A 16,807-nucleotide genomic window follows, 5' to 3' on the forward strand; every position below is an offset into this window, starting at 1 on the left:
GGAAAAGAGCAAAGCGACGAAAATCCTATCTGCAGACAATCAATTTGAGCTGCTGTTTCAAGCCGGATGCGTTGCTAGATCGAATTCAAATTGCTTCATCAACCTTCATGATAAAGCGGCTGCATCTGCCCCCAGCCTTTGTCTAGCACGTTTTTCGCCTTCAACGTGTCATCGTGGGAATGGTGTCAAGGCACGGCTTCCTTGACACACACTCACGAATTCATTCGAAACCATTTTTTAACGTGCCTTTCTGCTATGTCGGTCCAGGCCGCAGTGTCGTCGCACTGTCGCCATCCGGTCGCTCCTCAGGCTGGGCCAGTCAGGGAATAACAGACTTGGCATAGGACGGATCCTGGGTGCCGCAGACCAGATCCCAGAAAGTGAAATAGAGCCCGAAATGAATGACGTGGCGGCGGTGATGCAGGGAATGGTGGGCAGGCCCGATGAACCAGCGGCCGAGCCAGTGGTGGGGGAAGCCCATGGGAAGCCTGTCAAGGCCCAGGTGGTTGACCACCGCCCACACGGTCATGGTGCAGAGCACCGCGACCAGGGTGACGGTATGCAGGGGGACCACGAACACCACTGCCACCAGGAAAAGTGCTTGCACCACGGCTTCGATCGGATCAAAAGCGAAGGAGGTCCATGGGGTGGGCTGGCGAGAGCGGTGGTGGCCTTCATGCAGCCAGCGGAACACTGCGGGGTGATGGAAGAGACGGTGGCTGGCGTAGAAGAAGCCGTCCTGAAGAATCAGCACGGCCGCGTAGCTGAGTCCCAGGTACCACCAGCCGTGCTGGTCGGGCCGCTCGTAGAGGCGGGTGAGCCCCAGGCCGCGTAATGAGAGCACGCCGGCAGTGGCCAGAGCGAACACCCCCGCCGAGATCACCGACAACTGGATGTCGTCCCTGATGGCCCGGTTCGAGATCGGCTCGAGCGCTGGAGTGGCGGCGCAGCCGGCGGGCTGCTGCCTGGCATAGAGCAGCCAGTAAGAACCTCCGGCCACCAGGAAATAGCGTCCGAGGATGATTCCGAAAAAAACCAGGACCCAGGTCCAGAAGGGAAGCTCGTCCATGGATGTTAGGGCTGATGGGGTGGTCTGTTCTTCGCCGCCCTTTCCCGGACCGCCCTGATCAACACCGCCATCACCTGAATCCCAATCCTAGGGTCCCAGGCAGGAAAATCTGCAGAGCAGCGACATGGCGCCCTCAGCCTGCCGGCGTAGCTGCTCAGCTCGCGCCTGAGCGCAGCAGTTCCAGGCCCCGGGGCAGGCAGTGACGCTGCAGATCGAAGCGCTCCAGTACCGTTGCGCGGGCCTGGCGGCGCAGGCTCTCCGCCTCGGCGGGCGCCTTGAGAGCGAGCAGCACCTGAGAAACCAGCTGGTCGGGATCGAAGAAATCCACCAGCCAGCCGTTCGCTCCGTGCTCCACCACCTCCAGCACCGGTGCCACGGCGGAGGCCACCACCAGGCAGCCGGCGGCCATCGCTTCAAGCAGCGACCACGACAGCACGAACGGGTAGGTGAAATACACGTGCACCGCCGAAACCTGCAGCACCTGCAGATAGATGGTGTAGGGCACGCGGCCGAGGAAGTGGAGGCGGCTCCAGTCGAGCTGCCCATCGAGTTCGGCGCTCAGGGCCTGCCGATAGGTCTGGCCGTCGGCACGCACCCGGCCATAGCTCACCTCATCGCCTCCCACCACCACGATCTGGGCGTTGGGGTGGTTGGCCTGGATTGCCGGCAGGGCACGCATGAACCGGTGGAAGCCGCGGTAGGGCTCCAGGTTGCGCGACACATAGGTGACCACCGGATCGCCGGGGGCCAGCTCCAGCTCGCCGATGCGCAGGCGGGCCGCAGGATCGGGCCGCACGCGATCAGTGTCAACACCCTCGTGCAGCACCTCAATCCGGGGCTGCAGGATGGCCGGATAGAGGCTGCGCTGCCAGAGGGTGGGGCTGAGACCCAGATCGGCCGCTTCGATCGCCGAGAGATGGCTGAAGTTGCGCGCGCGGATGCGGCCGATGTCGTCGGCTCGGGCGGGAAACTCGGGATCGAAGCCCACATCCGCGCCCTCCGCCCGGTAGAAAAACTCGCAGTACGACACCAGGCGCGCCGCCGGAAACACGTCACGCAGAAACAGGGTTTCTCCCCAGCCGGGATGGCCCACGATCAGGTCGGGGCAGAAGCCACCCGCCGCCAACTGCCGGGCGATCTTCGATACCACCTGGCCGCGGATCACGGCCGCCTCCACATCCTTGAGCCAGGGGTTGGTGGTGCTCACCCGCTGGCCTTCAAGGCTGTAGCCCAGCCGCCGAATCGCCGGATGGCACGGCCCCTGGCGTTTCAAGTTGGCGGCTTCGCCGATCGCCACCAGCTGATAGGCCGGATCGGCCGCCAGGGCGGCGGCGAGATGGCGGAACTGGCCGGGGAAATTCTGGTGAACGAACAGGACGCGCATCAACCGGAGGGCCCAGACCGCCGGAGGGGCCGGGGATCGCGAAGGCCTCTCACTCTGGGCCAGTGTCCGGCGAAGTGGCTCAGCCGCCGGATGGGCTCGCCAGATTGCGGAAGCGGGTGAACTGGGGCTCGAACAGCAGCTTCACCGTGCCCACCGGGCCGTTGCGGTGCTTGGTGACGATCACTTCGGTGATGCCGCGATCGGCCGTCTCCGGGTTGTAGTACTCGTCGCGGTAGATCATCAGCACCAGGTCGGCGTCCTGCTCGATCGAGCCCGATTCCCGCAGATCGCTGAGCATCGGCCGCTTGTTGGTGCGGCTCTCCACGCCGCGGCTGAGCTGGGAAAGGGCGATCACCGGCACGTTGAGTTCACGGGCCATCCCCTTGAGGCCGCGGGTGATTCGGGAGAGCTCCTGCACCCGGTTGTCGGGGGTGGTGCCCTCCATCAGCTGCAGATAATCAATCACGATCAGGCCGAGCTCCTTGCCCTGCTCGGCCATCAGCCGGCGGCAGAGCGAGCGCATCTCCAGCACGCCGGCATTGGGCTTGTCGTCGATGAACAGGGGCAGCTGGCCGAGCGTGTTGATGCCCTGGCCGAGCAGCGGCCATTCCTCCTGCTGCAGCCGGCCGGTGCGCAGCCGGCCGCTTTCGATCCCAACCTCCATCGACAGCAGCCGGTAGGTGAGCTGCGCCTTGCTCATCTCCAGGGAGAACACGCACACCGGCAACTGGTGGAGCTGGGCCACGTTCTTGGCGATGTTGAGCACGATCGAGGTTTTGCCCATCGCCGGCCGGCCCGCCACGATGATCAGGTCGCTGCGCTGCAGCCCCTGGGTGATCGCGTCGAGGTCGTAGAAGTTCACCGGGATGCCGGCCACCGAGGTGCCTAGAGACCGGCTCTCGATCTCGTTGAAGGTGCTGGTGAGGATCTCGGCGGTGGGGGTGAGCCCCACCGAGGGCTTCTCCTGGCTGATCGCGAAGATCTGCTGCTCAGCCTCATCGAGCACCTGATCCATCGGCTTGGCCTGATCGAAGCCGAGCCGGATCACCTCGTTGCCTGAGCGGATCAGCTGACGCCGCAGGTATTTGTCCATCACCAGGCGGGCCACCTGGTCGATCGAGGCGGTGCTGAGCGTGCGCTCGACCAGCTCCACCAGCCGGTTGCTGCCGCCCACTTTCTCCAGCTGGCCCGTGTCGGCCAGCCAGGCGGCCATGGCGGTGAGATCGGTGGGCTTGCCCTGGCTGTGCAGCATCAGGGCGGTGCGGTAGATCTCCCGGTGGGCGCTCAGGTAGAAGGCTTCCGGCCGCAGCAGATCGGCAATGCGGCCGAGGGCGTCGGGATCGAGCAGGATGCCGCCCAGCACGGCCTCCTCCGCCTCCAGGTTCTGGGGCGGCACCTGATCAGGCAGGGCCTCGAAGTGGGCCTCGGCCTGGTCGCGCCCCCGCCGCCGGTTGACGGGAGCCAGGGCGGGGCCAGGTTCCGAGCCGGCGCCATCTGGGGTTGGCAGGGGGAGGCTCACCATGGCGTCAGGCTAGGTCCACCGATCCGGCGGGCATGTGGTGATCCATGCCAAAGCCGGGATCTGGCGAGGACGGAGCGAACCGATCGGCCAGGCAGCTTCAGTGGCTGGCCACTTCCAGGTTGATCTCGGCCACCACCTCGGGATGAAGCTTCACCTGCACTTTGTACGTGCCGGTGCGATGGATTTCGGGCACCAGGATGTCGCGGCGGTCGAGTTCCTTCTTGGTGGCCGCTTCGATCGCTTCGGCCACATCGCCGTTGGTGACGGTTCCGAACAGCACGTCGTCGCCGCCGGTCTGCTTCTTGACGGTGAAGCGGCCGATCGTGACCAGGGCCGTGCGGAAGGCTTCAGCCTCCGCCTTGAGGGCGGCCTGCTTCTCGGCCTCCTTGGCCTGACGGTGCTCCACCTGCCGCAGCACCGCCGGGGTCACCGGCACGGCCTTGCCCTGGGGCAGCAGGAAGTTGCGGGCATAACCCGGTGCCACCTCCACCAGTTCACCGTTCTTACCGAGGCTGACAACGTCCTCGCTGAGGACGACGGAGACGCGTTTGGCCATGAGAGATGCGGAACGGTGAGAGGGGAACGGGCTCAAGCGAGCGGAGCCTGTGGCGATCGATCAGCCTAGGCCACGGGTTGTTGACCCCCAGGCAGGCGCACGGCGGTGGCCAGGCCCAGGCCCTTCAGCAGCCGGATGTGCTGCCAGGTGAGATCGATCTGGCCGGGCTCAAGCCCATGGCGGGCCGAATGGGGGAAGGCGTGGTGGTTGTTGTGCCAGCCCTCGCCGAAGGTGAGGGCCGCCACCCAGGGGTTGTTGCGGGAGCAGTCGCCGCTGTCATGGCTGACCTGGCCCCAGCGGTGGGTGGCGCTGTTCACCAGCCAGGTGCACTGGTAGACCACCACCAGGCGCAGGGGGATGCCCCACAGCACCAGGGCCCAGCCCCCGGCGCCGGTGACCGTGCCGATCCCGAACAGCAGAACAGCCAGGGGGAGTTGCAGCAGCAGAAAGTTTCTGTTCAACCAGCGGTAATAGGGGTCGCGATACAGATCACCGGTGAGCCGGGGCACCGCCGCCATGGCTGGGATCTCGTGGAGCATCCAGCCCATGTGGCTCCACCAGAAGCCGCGGTGGCTGTTGTGGTGATCAACATCCGTATCAGAGAATTTGTGGTGATGGCGGTGCAGTCCGACCCAGTCGATCGGTCCGTGCTGGCAGCTGAGGGCGCCACAGGTGGCGAAGACACGCTCCAGCCAGTGGGGCACCCGGAAGGAGCGATGGCTCAGCAGGCGGTGGTAGCCGATCGTGACGCCCAGGCAGGCGGTGACCCAGTAGAGCACCAGGAAACTGGCGGCGGCTGGAAGGCTCCAGAACTGGGGCAGCAGGGCGATCAGCGCCAGGGCGTGGAGGACCACCATGTAGATCGCCACATCCCGGCCGCTGCCGGACGCCGCAACCAGGGGCAGGGGTGGTGGCGCCAGCCTGGGGCGAAGGGGGGTGAGCGTCATGGGGACAGGTTCCGGAACAGTCATTTAGAATGGTATCAGTAAGAATCCGTATCGCGTGGGATATCAGGAAGAAATCGCATCGGGCCGTGAAGCGTTCGGGCACCTGATCAAGGTCTGGCACGAGCGCAACGGCTGGTCCCACCGCATTCTCCCCGGTCTGGCAACTGTGTTCGATTTTGGCCGCATCCATAACTCACAGGTGTCGATGCTGCGCAACCGCAAGCTCGCCGCTCCCGGCCCGGAGGTGTTCCTCGCCCTTGGGCGCATCAACCAGTGGCTGGCCGATCCCGACCCCACTCGCCTGGCTTCGCTTGCCGCGCAACCGGAGCTGGCGGCCGCCCTGCAGGCGGGTGATCTGCCCCTGCTCGGCAACGACGGCATCCCGCTCGGCCCTGGACCGCTGCTGGAGATCTTCGTGGGGATGCGGCCGCCCCCGGCCGCCTTCGACCTTCGCATCGGTGAGGCGGAAGCGGCTTCCCTGAGTTCTGCCCTGGCGGAGTTGCTCAGCGCTGGACGGACCTGGCGCGGCTGTCGGGAACAGATCCTGGCGGCCTATCCGGTCGAGAAAGCCCAGCGGCGGGAGCGGTTTGCCGCCGTGATGGCGGGCCAGCGTGACTACAGCTCCAGTGAACTCGATGGGGAGCTGCTGGATCTGCATCGCACCGTGGTGGCTCTAGGGGTGGCCAGTGAGCCGGAACTCAGTGCTGATCAGTTCCTTGAGGCGCTGCGCAGAAAAGCCCGCCTGCAACAGCAGACGGGCAACCTCGAACTGGCGGCGGCGATCCGTCAGGAACTGGCGGCGGCGGAAACGGCAGGTTCGTAACGGGCCACCCGCACGCGACGGGCCAGGCCGAGCCACTGCAGCAGTCGGATGTGCTGCCAGGTGATGTCGAATTCGAACCAGCGCAGCCCATGGCGGGCGCTGGAGGGGTGGGCGTGGTGGTTGTTGTGCCAGCCCTCGCCGAACGAGAGGATCGCCACCCACCAGCAGTTGCGCGACAGATCGGGGCTGTCGAAGTTGCGGTAGCCGAAGGCGTGGGTGGCGCTGTTCACCAGCCAGGTGACGTGATAAACGACCACCAGCCGCAGGGGGATGGCCCAGAGCACGAGGCCGAGGCCACCACCAGGCACGCCACTGTGTTGCCCGTACCACCAGAGCGCGGCGCCGAGGGGGAGTTGCAGCAGCAGGAACCAGCGATCCAGCCAGCGGTAGAAGGAATCCCGCTGCAGGTCGCCGGTGAAGCGCTCCACCTGCTGCACCGCCGGGATGTCGTGCAGCATCCAATCGCTGTGGCTCCACCAGAGGCCGCGGCCGGCGTCGTGGTGGTCGTTTGGCTGGTCGGAATACTTGTGATGGTGGCGGTGCAGACCCACCCACTCGATCGGGCCGCTCTGGCAGGCGAGGCTTCCCATCAGCACCAGGGTGCGCTCCAGCCATTTCGGTGCCACGAAACTGCGGTGGGCCAGCAGGCGGTGCAGACCGAGCGTGACGCCGAGAACGGTCATCCAGTAGAGAACGGCCATCACGACCAGCGCCTGCCAGCTCCAGAAGCGGGGGAGCAGAGCCGCCACAGCGCCCACATGCATCACCAGCATGAATCCAGTGGTGCCGAACTTGTATGGCCGCTGCTTCGGCGGCAGCGGAGCGCGACGGGAGCGGACGGCGGAGCGGATGGCCTCCTCCAGGTGGTCGGAAGCGTGCACACCCTGGCTGTGAAGCCTGGGGAGGGAAGGGGAGTTTCCCGGCTGCAAAGGGGCCTTGGCGGTGTCTGAGGCGGCGACCAAATCAACTCTCGCGATGGTGGGCAGGCTGGAAGTCACCCCCTCGCCACCAGCAGGCCTGGCCCGCCGCATGGAGCCCCATGGGGGCGGAGCTGATCACCGGAACCTGGGGAATCGGCGGGGTGTCGCCGATCGAACGGTTTGAAATCTAGCGGTGAGGGCGGGGGGGCAGGCACGATGGCCAGAAGGGGTTGTGATCGGCCATGTCAGGGCAGGACAGCAATGGGTTGCAGGGCCCTGGCGCCGCCTGGGCGGCTGAGCGGGTGGCCGCCGCCGGCGAACGGATCGGGCCGATGGCGGCCCGCCACACCGCAGCGGTGAGGGGAGGGCTCGCCAGGGTCCTGGAGGCGTTCAGCGCCGAGCGGCTGGGCCCCCATCATTTCGCTTCTGTGAGCGGCTACGGCCACGGCGATCTGGGTCGCGCCGTGCTGGATCGGGTCTACGCCAGGGTGCTCGGGGCCGAGGCCGCAGCTGTGCGGCTGCAGTTCGTCAGTGGAACTCACGCCATCGCCGCCGCCCTGTTCGGGGTGCTGCGTCCCGGTGATCGTTTGCTGGCCCTCACCGGTCGTCCCTACGACACCCTGGAGGAGGTGATCGGCCTGCGCGGCAGTGGCCAGGGCTCCCTGGCCGAGTTCGGCATCCGCTACGCCGAATTGCCCCTCGATCCGGCCGGACGGGTGGACAGCGACGGCCTGGCCGATGCCCTCTCGCCTCCGACCCGGATGGTGATGATTCAGCGCAGTTGTGGCTACAGCTGGCGCCCCTCGCTGCCGGTGGCGGCGATCGGTGCGTTGATCGAGCGGGTCAAGCGGCTGCAACCTGACTGCGTCTGTTTCGTTGACAACTGCTACGGGGAGTTCGTTGAGGCCTCCGAGCCGCCGGCGGTGGGAGCCGATCTGATCGCCGGTTCCCTGATCAAGAACCCCGGTGGCACGATCGCCCCCACCGGCGGCTATCTGGCCGGCCGCGCTGATCTGGTGGAGCAGGCCTGTTGCCGTCTGACCGCACCGGGGATCGGCAGCGAGGGCGGCACCGGCTTCGATCTGTACCGCCTTTTGTTCCAGGGCCTGTTCCTGGCTCCCCAGATGGTGGCGGAGGCCCTGATCAGCGCCGAGCTGGTGGCAGCGGTGTTCGACGGGCTGGGTTATGGGGTGCTGCCGTTGCCGGGAGGGGAGCGCAGCGACGTGATCCAGGCGGTGCGATTCGGCTCGGCAGCACCGCTGCAGACGGTCTGCCGAGCCTTCCAGGCCTGCTCGCCGGTGGGCGCCTACCTCGATCCTGTCCCCGCTCCGATGCCTGGCTACGGCAGTGCCCTGGTGATGGCCGGCGGCACCTTCATCGACGGCAGCACCAGCGAGTTCTCCGCTGATGGCCCCCTGCGGCCGCCTTACGTGCTGTTCAGCCAGGGCGGCACGCACCATTGCCATGCCGAACTGGCGCTGGAGCAGGCCCTGATCGGCCTGGAGGCGGCCGGACAGTTGCTGGATCAGCCATAAATCTGATCGGCCCATCCAGGACCCTGGGTTCTCAGTCAGAGTGGGGGCTCCACGCTTCAGCCATCGATGGCGCTCAGCTACCCCGACGACTGCCGCTATGCCGACAGCCATGAATACGCCCGCCTGGAAGGCGATCTGGTGCGGGTGGGGATCAGCGCCTTCGCTGTGCAGCAGATGGGAGACATCGTCTTCGTGGAGCTGCCGGAGGTGGGTGCCAGCCTGGAGCGAGGCGCCAGCTTCGGCTCGGTCGAGTCGGTCAAGGCGGTCGAAGATGTGTACGCGCCGATCAGCGGCACGGTGGAGGTGCGCAATGAGGCGGTGCTCTCCAGCCCGGAGGACATCCAGAGCGATCCCTTCGGTGAGGGCTGGCTGCTGCTGATCCGTCCGAACACAGCCGCCGAGTTCGATGACCTGCTGGATGCCGCCAGCTACCGCTCCAAGGTGGAAGGGAGCTGACCGTCTGACTGGTGATTGTGGGTGAATCCCCGTGATGGTCACGATCACGCCCGGCCAGCCGTCTGAATCTCCTTAAAGTCGGCCCCATTCCCGTTGGCCGCTCTGCCATGACCTCAGCTCCCGCAGCCATGGCGACCGGCCGTTCCGCCTCCCCGGCAGCTCCGCAGGTCCCGACCGCTGCTGTCGGCGGCGGCGGAGAGGTTTCCCCCTTCCTGCAGCGCCACATCGGCCCGTCGACGGAGGAGCAGGCCCGCATGCTCGAGGAACTCGGCTGCGACGACCTCGAGAGCTTCGTGGCGGAGGTGGTGCCCCCGGACATCCTCCTGCCGGTCTCAGCGGCGTTGGACGATCTACCAGCGGGTGTCGGCGAAGCCCAGGCCCTTGATGAACTCAGGGCCATCGCTGCCGCCAACCAGGTGCTCCGCAGCCTGATCGGCCTTGGTTACTACGGCACGGCCACCCCGGCGGTGATCCAGCGTCATGTGCTGGAGAATCCCTGCTGGTACACCGCCTATACCCCCTATCAGGCCGAGATCGCCCAGGGACGGCTGGAGGCCCTGCTCAATTTCCAGACCCTGATCAGCGAACTCACCGGTCTGCCGATCGCCAACGCCTCCCTGCTGGATGAGGCCACGGCCGCTGCCGAGGCGATGGCCCTCAGCTTCGGTGCCTGCAAGCGGGCCAACGCCTCCCGCTTCCTTGTTGATGCGGCGGTTTTCCCCCAGACCCTGGCCGTGCTCCAGACCCGGGCCGAACCACTGGGAATCGTGATCGAGTTGATCGATCCTGCCGATCATCCGCTGGAGGGGCGCGCTGCGGCCAGCGCTCCGGATGATGTTTTCGGGGTTCTGCTCCAACTGCCCGGCAGCGGCGGCCGGCTCTGGGATCCTCGCGACCTGATCGCCGCCGCCCATGCCGCCGGGGCCCTGGTCACAGTGGCCATCGACCCCCTCGCCCAGGTGCTGCTGGAGCCGGTCGGCCACCTCGGCGCCGACATCGCTGTGGGCAGCAGCCAGCGTTTCGGCGTACCGCTCGGCTGCGGCGGTCCCCATGCCGCGTTCTTCGCGACCACGGCGGCCCATCAACGCCAGATCCCCGGTCGGCTGGTCGGCCAGTCGGTGGATGCCGAGGGAAACCCTGCCCTGCGGCTCGCCCTGCAGACCCGCGAGCAGCACATCCGCCGCGACAAGGCCACCAGCAACATCTGCACCGCCCAGGTGCTGCTGGCGGTGATGGCCAGTTTTTACGCCGTGCACCATGGTCCCGATGGCCTGGCGGCGATTGCCCGGCAGGTGCTGCTCCAGAGAGCCGCCCTCGCTCTTGGCCTGGAGCGGCTGGGCTATGCCGTCGAGAGCGGCCCTGGTTTTGACACCCTCTGCCTGCGCAGCCCCGGGGCGGCAGCGTTGCTCGCGCGCGCCGAAGCGGCCGGCTTCAACCTGCGGCCCCTGGCCGCCGGTTCCCCATTTCCAGCTGCCGATGCCATCGACGGCCTGGCGATCAGCCTCGATGAGCGCACCGACACCACGGAGCTGGATCGATTGCTGGCCCTGTTCGGTGGCGGCGAAGGCTCCCCGGGCGCCGAAGCGCTGATCGCCGAGGTGGAGGCCGGAGCCGCCTTGGCCGGCGCCGGCCTCGAGTCTCACCTGCTCACGGGCCTCCCGCTCCGTCAGCGGCCCTGGCTGGCCCAGGAGGTGTTCCACCGTCACCGCAGCGAAACCGAACTGCTCCGTTACATCCAGCGACTGGTCTCGAAGGACCTCTCCCTGGTGCACGGCATGATTCCGCTGGGAAGCTGCACGATGAAGCTCAACGCCGCCGCCGAGCTGGCCCCGGTGAGCTGGCCGGAATTTGCCCAGCTGCACCCCTTCGCCCCCGCTTCCCAGACCCGCGGCTACCAGAAACTGGTGGCCGACCTCGAGGGCTGGCTGGCCGCCTGCACCGGGTTTGCCGGGGTGTCGCTCCAGCCCAATGCCGGCTCCCAGGGGGAATACGCCGGCCTGCTGGTGATCCGGGCCTGGCACCACAGCCGCGGCGAAGGCCACCGCGATATCTGCCTGATTCCCACCAGCGCCCACGGCACCAACCCGGCCAGTGCCGTGATGGCCGGCCTCAAGGTGGTGCCGGTGTCCTGTGATGCCGAGGGCAACATCGATCTGGTCGACCTGGAGACCAAGGCCCAGCTCCATGCGGCTGCGCTGGCGGCCGTGATGGTGACCTACCCCTCCACCCATGGGGTGTTTGAAACCGGCATCCGCCGCCTCTGCGACGCGGTGCACCGCCACGGCGGTCAGGTTTATCTCGATGGCGCCAACCTCAACGCCCAGGTGGGACTCGCCAAGCCCGGCCTGTTCGGCGCCGATGTCTGCCATCTCAACCTCCACAAGACCTTCTGCATTCCCCATGGCGGCGGCGGGCCCGGGGTGGGGCCGATCGGCGTGGCGGCCCATCTGGTGCCCTTCCTGCCCGGCCACCCCCACAACCAGCCGGGTGCTGAGGGGTCTGGAGGTCTGGCGATCGGGCCCGTCTCCGCCGCCCCCTGGGGCAGCGCCGGCATCCTGCCGATCAGTTGGATGTATGTGCGGATGATGGGTGGCGCTGGCCTGCGCCAGGCCAGCGCCGTGGCCCTGCTCGCCGCCAATCTGATCGCCAAGCGCCTTGAGCCCCACTACCCGGTGCTGTTTCGCGGTGCCGGTGGGCGGGTGGCCCACGAATGCATCCTGGATCTGCGTCCGCTCAAGCGCAGCGCCGGGCTGGAGGTGGACGACCTGGCCAAACGACTGATGGACTACGGCTTTCACGCTCCGACCGTGAGCTGGCCTGTGGCCGGCACGGTGATGGTGGAACCCACGGAAAGCGAGTCCCTTCAGGAAATTGAGCGATTCTGCTCGGCCATGGTGGCGATCCGTGGCGAGGCGGCCGCGATCGAATCCGGTGTGGCCGACCCGCACGACAACCCTCTGCGCCGGGCGCCGCACACCCTGGCGGCGGTCACCGCCGATGTCTGGGGGCGGCCCTACAGCCGCGCTCAGGCGGCCTTCCCGGCCGGCGATGGCCAGCGGAACAACAAGTTCTGGCCGGCTGTGGCCCGAATCGACAATGCCTATGGCGATCGCAACCTGGTCTGCACCTGCCCTTCAGTCGAAGAGCTGGCGATCCCGACCCCTGCCTAGCCTGCAACGGTCGGTATCCGTGGGTTCCTTTTCCAGCCGGAATGGATACCAGCAGCAGAGGCCTATGCCTGGGCGGCAAAGCGCGTTACATTCGCGGCATCAAGGAATGGGAAAGATATGGCGTTCCCTTTCCGGCTGCATCTCCTCTCCGGGGTCATGAACGACAACGACGGCACGTCCGCAACCCCATCCCCCCAGGATCGCCCTGGGCGGCAGCCCCTCAGCCTGAAGGGCCTCACCATCGGAGAGAACCCCGGGCCTGGAGCCAGTGGTCGGCGCTCACCCGAGTTGCCTCCGGTCAGCGGTTCGCTGGCCCACTCCCATTCCCGTGGTGAAACCCTGCGCATCGATGGAACCAATGTGGTGCGGGTGCCGTTCGGGGTTCGCCGGGCCAGGCGGGCCAGGCCAGAGCGCCCCGACCGCTGGGTCACCCTGGTGCTGCCGTTTCAATCGGCGCCAACCCCCACGCCACCTCAGGCGGCCTGATTGAGCCGCCAGTCCACCAGAGCTTTCACATCATCGAGCGAGCTGGCTGGGGTGCGGAACGGCAGCACGCCCATCGGGCTGCGCTCCGGACGCACCAGCCAGGTGAGATCCGGCTGGGGCAGCAGCACGAAGCCCCGGTAACGCACCATCCAGGGGCGTGCCTGCTGGAGGCCCCCTGGCAGGATCGCGGCAACCCTGGGATCGGGGAACTGTCGGACCTGGGCCATGGTGGGGCTCCTGAACATCTGCTCACAGTTCAGGCGATGGGGCGGCGCCCTGCCGCATCGTTCGATTCCTTTTGGGTGGTGCTGGCCGCTTCCTCATGTCATTCTCATCCTGTGAAGCCACGGATCGAGCCTGGATCGGGCTCAGGCGAGCTCGAACAGCAGCAGATCAGCGCCGCTGGCCGCGGCCTTCAGCACCCCTCCGCCGTTGCAGCTGAAGCCCAGGCCATCACCCCGTTGGAGCCGGTGGGTTTCGCCTGACTCCAGCTCCAGCATCACTTCCCCTTCCACGAGCTGGATCCAGCCGGTTCGGCCGGCCGGCAGGGGAAGGCTCAGGCTGGTGCCGGGCAGGGGGCAGGCCCGCCACAGCCGCATCGGACGGTGGATCGCCATGGCCCCCTCACGACGATCAGGATCGAGCAGAAGGGTCCAGCCGGGGCTGAGCGGGTAGGGCCGTTGTTCATAGGCCGGCGGGATTCCAAAGCTGCTGGGCTCGATCCAGATCTGCAGCAGCCGGCAGGGGGCCGACCCCTGGTTGATCTCGCTGTGCACCACGCCGGTGCCGGCACTCATGCGCTGCACCTCACCGGCCCGCAGCACCTCGCCGTTGCCCATCGAATCGCGGTGGCTGAGCTCCCCTTCCACCATCACCGTGACGATCTCCATGTCGTTGTGGGGATGCATGCCGAAGCCACGGCCGGCGGCGATCGTGTCGTCGTTGATCACCCGCAGCGGGCCGAAGCCCATCCAGGCGGGGTCGTGGTGGTTGGAGAATGAGAAGCTGTGCCAGCTGTCCAGCCAGTCGAGCTGGCTGTGGAAGCGCTCGGCGGCGGGCCGGAAGACAGGTTGGGTGGCGGTGCCGCTGGAGGTGGTCATGGCAGGAAGGGGTAGTCGGTGTAGCCGGCGGGGCCGGGGCTGTAGAAGGTGGCGGGATCGGCGGCGTTGAGCGGAGCGCCGCGCCGCAGGCGCTCGGGCAGGTCGGGGTTGGCCAGGAAGGCACTGCCGAAGGCCACTGCGTCGATGGCGCCGGCGCTGATGGCGGCATTGGCGCCTGCGGCGTCGTAGCCCATGTTGGCCACCAGAACCCCGTTGAAATGCTCCCGGATCGGGGTGAGCAGATCACCGTGCTGCTGCTGAAAAAAGTCGCCGCGCATCAGGTGCAGGTAGGCCAGCCCCGTGTCGTTCAGGCGCTTGGCCAGCCAGGTGGAGAGCCCGATCGGATCGCTGTCGAGCATGGAGTTGTAGCTGTTCAGCGGCGAGATCCGCAGCCCCACCAGCTCCGTTTCAGCGCGTACGGCCTCGATCACCTCCAGCAGCAGCCGCGCCCGGTTCTCGATCGGGCCGCCGTAGGCGCCGCTGCGTCGGTTGCTGCCATCGCGCAGGAATGAATCGAGCAGGTAGCCGTTGGCGCCATGCACTTCCACGCCATCGAAGCCGGCGGCGATGGCGTTGCGGGCAGCCAGCCGGAACCCCTCCACAATGGCGGGGAGTTCCCCGTCGGCGAGCTCCCGGGGCAGCACATAGGGCTGCTTGCCCTCCGGGGTGTGCACCTCATCGCCGGTGATCGCGATCGCGCTGGGGGCCACCGGTTGGCGGCCGTCGTTGAGCAGGGGGTGGCAGGCGCGGCCCCCGTGCCAGATCTGCAGCACGATCCGGCCGCCGCGCCCATGCACGGCGTCGGTGGTCAGGCGCCAGCCTTCCACCTGGGCTGCCGAATGGATGCCGGGCTCGCGGATGAAGGCAGAATTACCCTCCATCACCATCGTGGCCTCGGCGATCGAGAGGCCGGCGCTGGCGCGCTGGCCGTAGTACTCCGCCATCAGCGGGCCGGGGATATGGCCCGCTTCGGCGCGGGCACGGGTGAGCGGCGCCAGCCAGACCCGGTTGGGCAGCTCCAGGGACCCCAGGCTGAGCGGCGTGAACAGGTCGGTGGTCATGGCGGGGCCGTGTGCGTTGGACTGGTGTCGTCCATGATTCCCTGGCAGTCCAGTGGAGCCATTTTCCCCTGTTGATGGCCTGATCCTTGGCGATGCGTCGTTCCCCATCCCAGGCCCCTGTGCCCCGTTCCCTGCGGCTGCGCCGCCAGGACGGCGGTGGCTTCCGGGCTGACAATCTCGACGACTGGCGCCAGCACTGGCGTGAGCCTTATCACCTGATGCTGGCCGTGCCCTGGCCGGGCTTCCTGCTGCTGATCGCCACCAGCTACCTGCTGCTCAATCTGGGCTTCGCCCTGCTCTTCCTGCTCGACGCCCGCGGCATCGGCGGGGTGGCGGCGGGCACGGTGGCGGGGTTCCCGGAGGCCTTCTTCTTCAGCGTTCAGACCCTGGGTTCGATCGGCTACGGAGTGCTCCACCCGGCCAGCCTGGCGATCAATCTGCTGGTGACCCTCGAAGCCCTGGTGGGACTGGTGTTCGTTGCCGTGACCACCGGCCTGGCCTTCGCCCGCTTCTCCCGCAGCCGTGCCCGGATCCTGTTCAGCGAGGTGGCCACGATCCAGCCGTGGAACGGCGTGCCCACGCTCACCTTCCGGATCGCGAATGTGCGTCGCCACAGCATTCTGGAGGGCCGGATCAAGGCGTTTCTGGCCCTCGAGGAGACCAGCAGCGAGGGTTTCATGATGCGGCGGATGCTGCCCCTCGCCCTGCACCGCGACCAGTCGATTCATTTTCAGTTGATGTGGACGGTGATGCATCCGATCGATGCCGCCAGCCCCCTGCACGGCCTGACCCCGGAGTTGATCCTGGCGCGCAACGGCGAGGTGGTCGTGGCCTTTCAGGGCATGGACGAAACGGTACGGGGCCCCGTCCATGCCCGCTGGACCTACCGACCTGCCGACTTGCGCCTCAACGCTCGCTTCGCGGACATCGTCGTCGACAGCGAGGACAGCCGGGAGCTTGATTTCAGCCGCTTCCACCAGACGGTTTCGTGCGGTGTGCCCGGCGTCAGGCCGTCAGCAGGACCGGTTCCCGGTAGGGAATGAAGTTGGCCTTGCGGGCGCCGCAGAGCGGGCAGACCCAGTCGCCAGGGATGGCTTCGAAGGGGGTTCCGGCGACGATGCCTGAGTCGGGATCACCCAGAGCCGGGTCATAGATCATCGAGCACACCTTGCAGATCCACTTGCCGGCCACGGGCTCGGCGGCCTCGCCGGCCGTGCCTTTGCCCTGGAGCGCTTCGAGGGCGATTGAGTAGCGATCGGCGTGGTGGTGCTCGATCGGCGTGAGCAGGCCGAAGTTGCTGGCTGCCTTGTGGAAGAGGCCGGCGTGCTGCTCGGATTCGGTGATCTGCTCGTTGAATTCGGCCTCGGCGTCGCCATCGCGGTCAGCGTGGGCCTGGGCGGCGAACTCGGGGTACATGGTGGTGTACTCGTAGGTTTCGCCTTCGATCGCCAGCGCCAGGCAGCGCGCCAGAACGCTCTGCTTTTCGGCCTCGGAGAGGGCGCTGGGGTCGGCCACCACCAGCTCGGGGTGCAGCAGTCGGAAATGGGCGAAGGCGTGTTCGGTTTCCTGGGCGGCGGTGTCGCGGAAGAGTTTGGCGAGCTCGGAGTTGCCGAGCTGCTTGGCCACGTCGGCGAAGAAGAGGTATTTGCGGTTGGCCATGCTCTCGCCGCCGAAGGCGGCTTCGAGGTTGGCGAGGGTGCCGGGCTTGGAAAGGTCCATGGGTGGGTGACGGATCGGCCGACGCCACGGGAGCGCCGAAGATCCCGAACCTAGCACTA

General features: G+C 67.2%; 16 protein-coding genes. 6 read left to right on the forward strand and 10 right to left on the reverse strand.

The window, feature by feature from the left end:
- Window positions 1–319: 319 nt before the first annotated feature.
- The 5 genes from ACXMDY_RS13630 to ACXMDY_RS13650 all read right to left on the reverse strand — a co-directional run bounded on the left by ACXMDY_RS13630 (window position 320) and on the right by ACXMDY_RS13650 (window position 5,388).
- Window positions 320–1,069 carry a sterol desaturase family protein gene (locus tag ACXMDY_RS13630; RefSeq protein ID WP_259701835.1) on the reverse strand — a complete coding sequence of 250 codons (750 nt, stop codon included), beginning with the start codon at window positions 1,067–1,069 and terminating at the stop codon, window positions 320–322.
- A 154-nt stretch (window positions 1,070–1,223) separates the two neighbouring features.
- Window positions 1,224–2,453 (reverse strand): glycosyltransferase family 4 protein, encoded by a 1,230-nt coding sequence (locus ACXMDY_RS13635; RefSeq protein WP_259701836.1) that lies wholly within the window; start codon window positions 2,451–2,453, stop codon window positions 1,224–1,226.
- A 79-nt stretch (window positions 2,454–2,532) separates the two neighbouring features.
- Window positions 2,533–3,975, reverse strand: a complete 1,443-nt coding sequence (dnaB, locus tag ACXMDY_RS13640; protein WP_259701837.1) for a replicative DNA helicase — start codon at window positions 3,973–3,975, stop codon at window positions 2,533–2,535.
- A 97-nt stretch (window positions 3,976–4,072) separates the two neighbouring features.
- On the reverse strand, window positions 4,073–4,531 hold the full coding sequence (gene rplI / locus ACXMDY_RS13645; RefSeq protein WP_259701838.1) for a 50S ribosomal protein L9: 459 nt from the start codon (window positions 4,529–4,531) through the stop codon (window positions 4,073–4,075).
- A gap of 65 nt (window positions 4,532–4,596) precedes the next feature.
- Entirely contained in the window at window positions 4,597–5,388 is a 792-nt protein-coding gene (locus tag ACXMDY_RS13650) for an acyl-CoA desaturase (protein WP_259701902.1), read from the reverse strand.
- 145 nt (window positions 5,389–5,533) lie between these two features.
- Here ACXMDY_RS13650 and ACXMDY_RS13655 point away from each other — a divergent pair, with 145 nt between their 5' ends.
- Window positions 5,534–6,301, forward strand: a complete 768-nt coding sequence (locus ACXMDY_RS13655; RefSeq protein WP_259701839.1) for a hypothetical protein — start codon at window positions 5,534–5,536, stop codon at window positions 6,299–6,301.
- Here ACXMDY_RS13655 and ACXMDY_RS13660 read toward each other — a convergent pair.
- Window positions 6,265–7,263 (reverse strand): acyl-CoA desaturase, encoded by a 999-nt coding sequence (locus ACXMDY_RS13660; protein ID WP_399234705.1) that lies wholly within the window; start codon window positions 7,261–7,263, stop codon window positions 6,265–6,267. The two genes, ACXMDY_RS13655 and ACXMDY_RS13660, sit on opposite strands and share 37 nt — an antisense overlap.
- 200 nt (window positions 7,264–7,463) lie before the next feature.
- Between ACXMDY_RS13660 and ACXMDY_RS13665 the strand changes: the two genes are divergently transcribed.
- The 4 genes from ACXMDY_RS13665 (at window position 7,464) to ACXMDY_RS13680 (ending at window position 12,868) form a co-directional block, all read left to right on the forward strand.
- Entirely contained in the window at window positions 7,464–8,756 is a 1,293-nt protein-coding gene (locus ACXMDY_RS13665; RefSeq protein WP_259701840.1) for a methionine gamma-lyase family protein, read from the forward strand.
- Window positions 8,757–8,822: 66 nt separating this feature from the next.
- Window positions 8,823–9,212 (forward strand): glycine cleavage system protein GcvH, encoded by a 390-nt coding sequence (gene gcvH / locus ACXMDY_RS13670; protein WP_259701841.1) that lies wholly within the window; start codon window positions 8,823–8,825, stop codon window positions 9,210–9,212.
- A gap of 254 nt (window positions 9,213–9,466) precedes the next feature.
- A complete protein-coding gene (gene gcvP, locus ACXMDY_RS13675; protein WP_399243974.1) occupies window positions 9,467–12,382 on the forward strand; it encodes an aminomethyl-transferring glycine dehydrogenase in 2,916 nt (971 codons plus the stop codon).
- Between the two features lie 156 nt (window positions 12,383–12,538).
- Complete coding sequence (locus ACXMDY_RS13680) at window positions 12,539–12,868, forward strand: hypothetical protein (protein ID WP_399234744.1); 330 nt, start codon at window positions 12,539–12,541, stop codon at window positions 12,866–12,868.
- Here the strand turns inward: ACXMDY_RS13680 and ACXMDY_RS13685 are convergent.
- From ACXMDY_RS13685 to ACXMDY_RS13695, 3 genes are all read right to left on the reverse strand, one after another.
- The gene (locus ACXMDY_RS13685; protein ID WP_259701908.1) at window positions 12,856–13,095 is read right to left on the reverse strand and encodes a hypothetical protein; all 240 of its coding nucleotides are present in this window, start codon (window positions 13,093–13,095) and stop codon (window positions 12,856–12,858) included. The genes ACXMDY_RS13680 and ACXMDY_RS13685 overlap by 13 nt on opposite strands.
- A gap of 141 nt (window positions 13,096–13,236) precedes the next feature.
- On the reverse strand, window positions 13,237–13,968 hold the full coding sequence (locus ACXMDY_RS13690; protein WP_259701843.1) for a pirin family protein: 732 nt from the start codon (window positions 13,966–13,968) through the stop codon (window positions 13,237–13,239).
- A complete protein-coding gene (locus ACXMDY_RS13695; RefSeq protein ID WP_259701844.1) occupies window positions 13,965–15,029 on the reverse strand; it encodes an alkene reductase in 1,065 nt (354 codons plus the stop codon). Before ACXMDY_RS13695 ends, ACXMDY_RS13690 begins: the two co-directional genes overlap by 4 nt.
- A 92-nt stretch (window positions 15,030–15,121) precedes the next feature.
- Here ACXMDY_RS13695 and ACXMDY_RS13700 point away from each other — a divergent pair, with 92 nt between their 5' ends.
- A complete protein-coding gene (locus ACXMDY_RS13700; protein WP_259701845.1) occupies window positions 15,122–16,072 on the forward strand; it encodes an ion channel in 951 nt (316 codons plus the stop codon).
- On the opposite strand, the gene ACXMDY_RS13705 is transcribed toward ACXMDY_RS13700, so the two are convergent.
- Window positions 16,035–16,748 carry a rubrerythrin family protein gene (locus ACXMDY_RS13705; protein ID WP_311133935.1) on the reverse strand — a complete coding sequence of 238 codons (714 nt, stop codon included), beginning with the start codon at window positions 16,746–16,748 and terminating at the stop codon, window positions 16,035–16,037. The two genes, ACXMDY_RS13700 and ACXMDY_RS13705, sit on opposite strands and share 38 nt — an antisense overlap.
- Between the last annotated feature and the right edge of the window lie 59 nt (window positions 16,749–16,807).

This window comes from Cyanobium sp. ULC082 (assembly GCF_977927535.1).

Bases quoted from the DNA above. Each gene is read 5' to 3' on its own strand.
- rplI (WP_259701838.1), bottom strand. From the start codon at position 4,531: ATGGCCAAACGCGTCTCCGTCGTCCTCAGCGAGGACGTTGTCAGCCTC.
- ACXMDY_RS13705 (WP_311133935.1), bottom strand. From the start codon at position 16,748: ATGGACCTTTCCAAGCCCGGCACCCTCGCCAACCTCGAAGCCGCCTTC.
- ACXMDY_RS13665 (WP_259701840.1), top strand. From the start codon at position 7,464: ATGTCAGGGCAGGACAGCAATGGGTTGCAGGGCCCTGGCGCCGCCTGG.
- ACXMDY_RS13630 (WP_259701835.1), bottom strand. From the start codon at position 1,069: ATGGACGAGCTTCCCTTCTGGACCTGGGTCCTGGTTTTTTTCGGAATC.
- ACXMDY_RS13690 (WP_259701843.1), bottom strand. From the start codon at position 13,968: ATGACCACCTCCAGCGGCACCGCCACCCAACCTGTCTTCCGGCCCGCC.
- ACXMDY_RS13680 (WP_399234744.1), top strand. From the start codon at position 12,539: ATGAACGACAACGACGGCACGTCCGCAACCCCATCCCCCCAGGATCGC.
- ACXMDY_RS13650 (WP_259701902.1), bottom strand. From the start codon at position 5,388: ATGGTGGTCCTCCACGCCCTGGCGCTGATCGCCCTGCTGCCCCAGTTC.
- ACXMDY_RS13700 (WP_259701845.1), top strand. From the start codon at position 15,122: ATGCGTCGTTCCCCATCCCAGGCCCCTGTGCCCCGTTCCCTGCGGCTG.
- dnaB (WP_259701837.1), bottom strand. From the start codon at position 3,975: ATGGTGAGCCTCCCCCTGCCAACCCCAGATGGCGCCGGCTCGGAACCT.
- ACXMDY_RS13695 (WP_259701844.1), bottom strand. From the start codon at position 15,029: ATGACCACCGACCTGTTCACGCCGCTCAGCCTGGGGTCCCTGGAGCTG.
- gcvP (WP_399243974.1), top strand. From the start codon at position 9,467: ATGCTCGAGGAACTCGGCTGCGACGACCTCGAGAGCTTCGTGGCGGAG.
- ACXMDY_RS13685 (WP_259701908.1), bottom strand. From the start codon at position 13,095: ATGGCCCAGGTCCGACAGTTCCCCGATCCCAGGGTTGCCGCGATCCTG.
- ACXMDY_RS13635 (WP_259701836.1), bottom strand. From the start codon at position 2,453: ATGCGCGTCCTGTTCGTTCACCAGAATTTCCCCGGCCAGTTCCGCCAT.
- gcvH (WP_259701841.1), top strand. From the start codon at position 8,823: ATGGCGCTCAGCTACCCCGACGACTGCCGCTATGCCGACAGCCATGAA.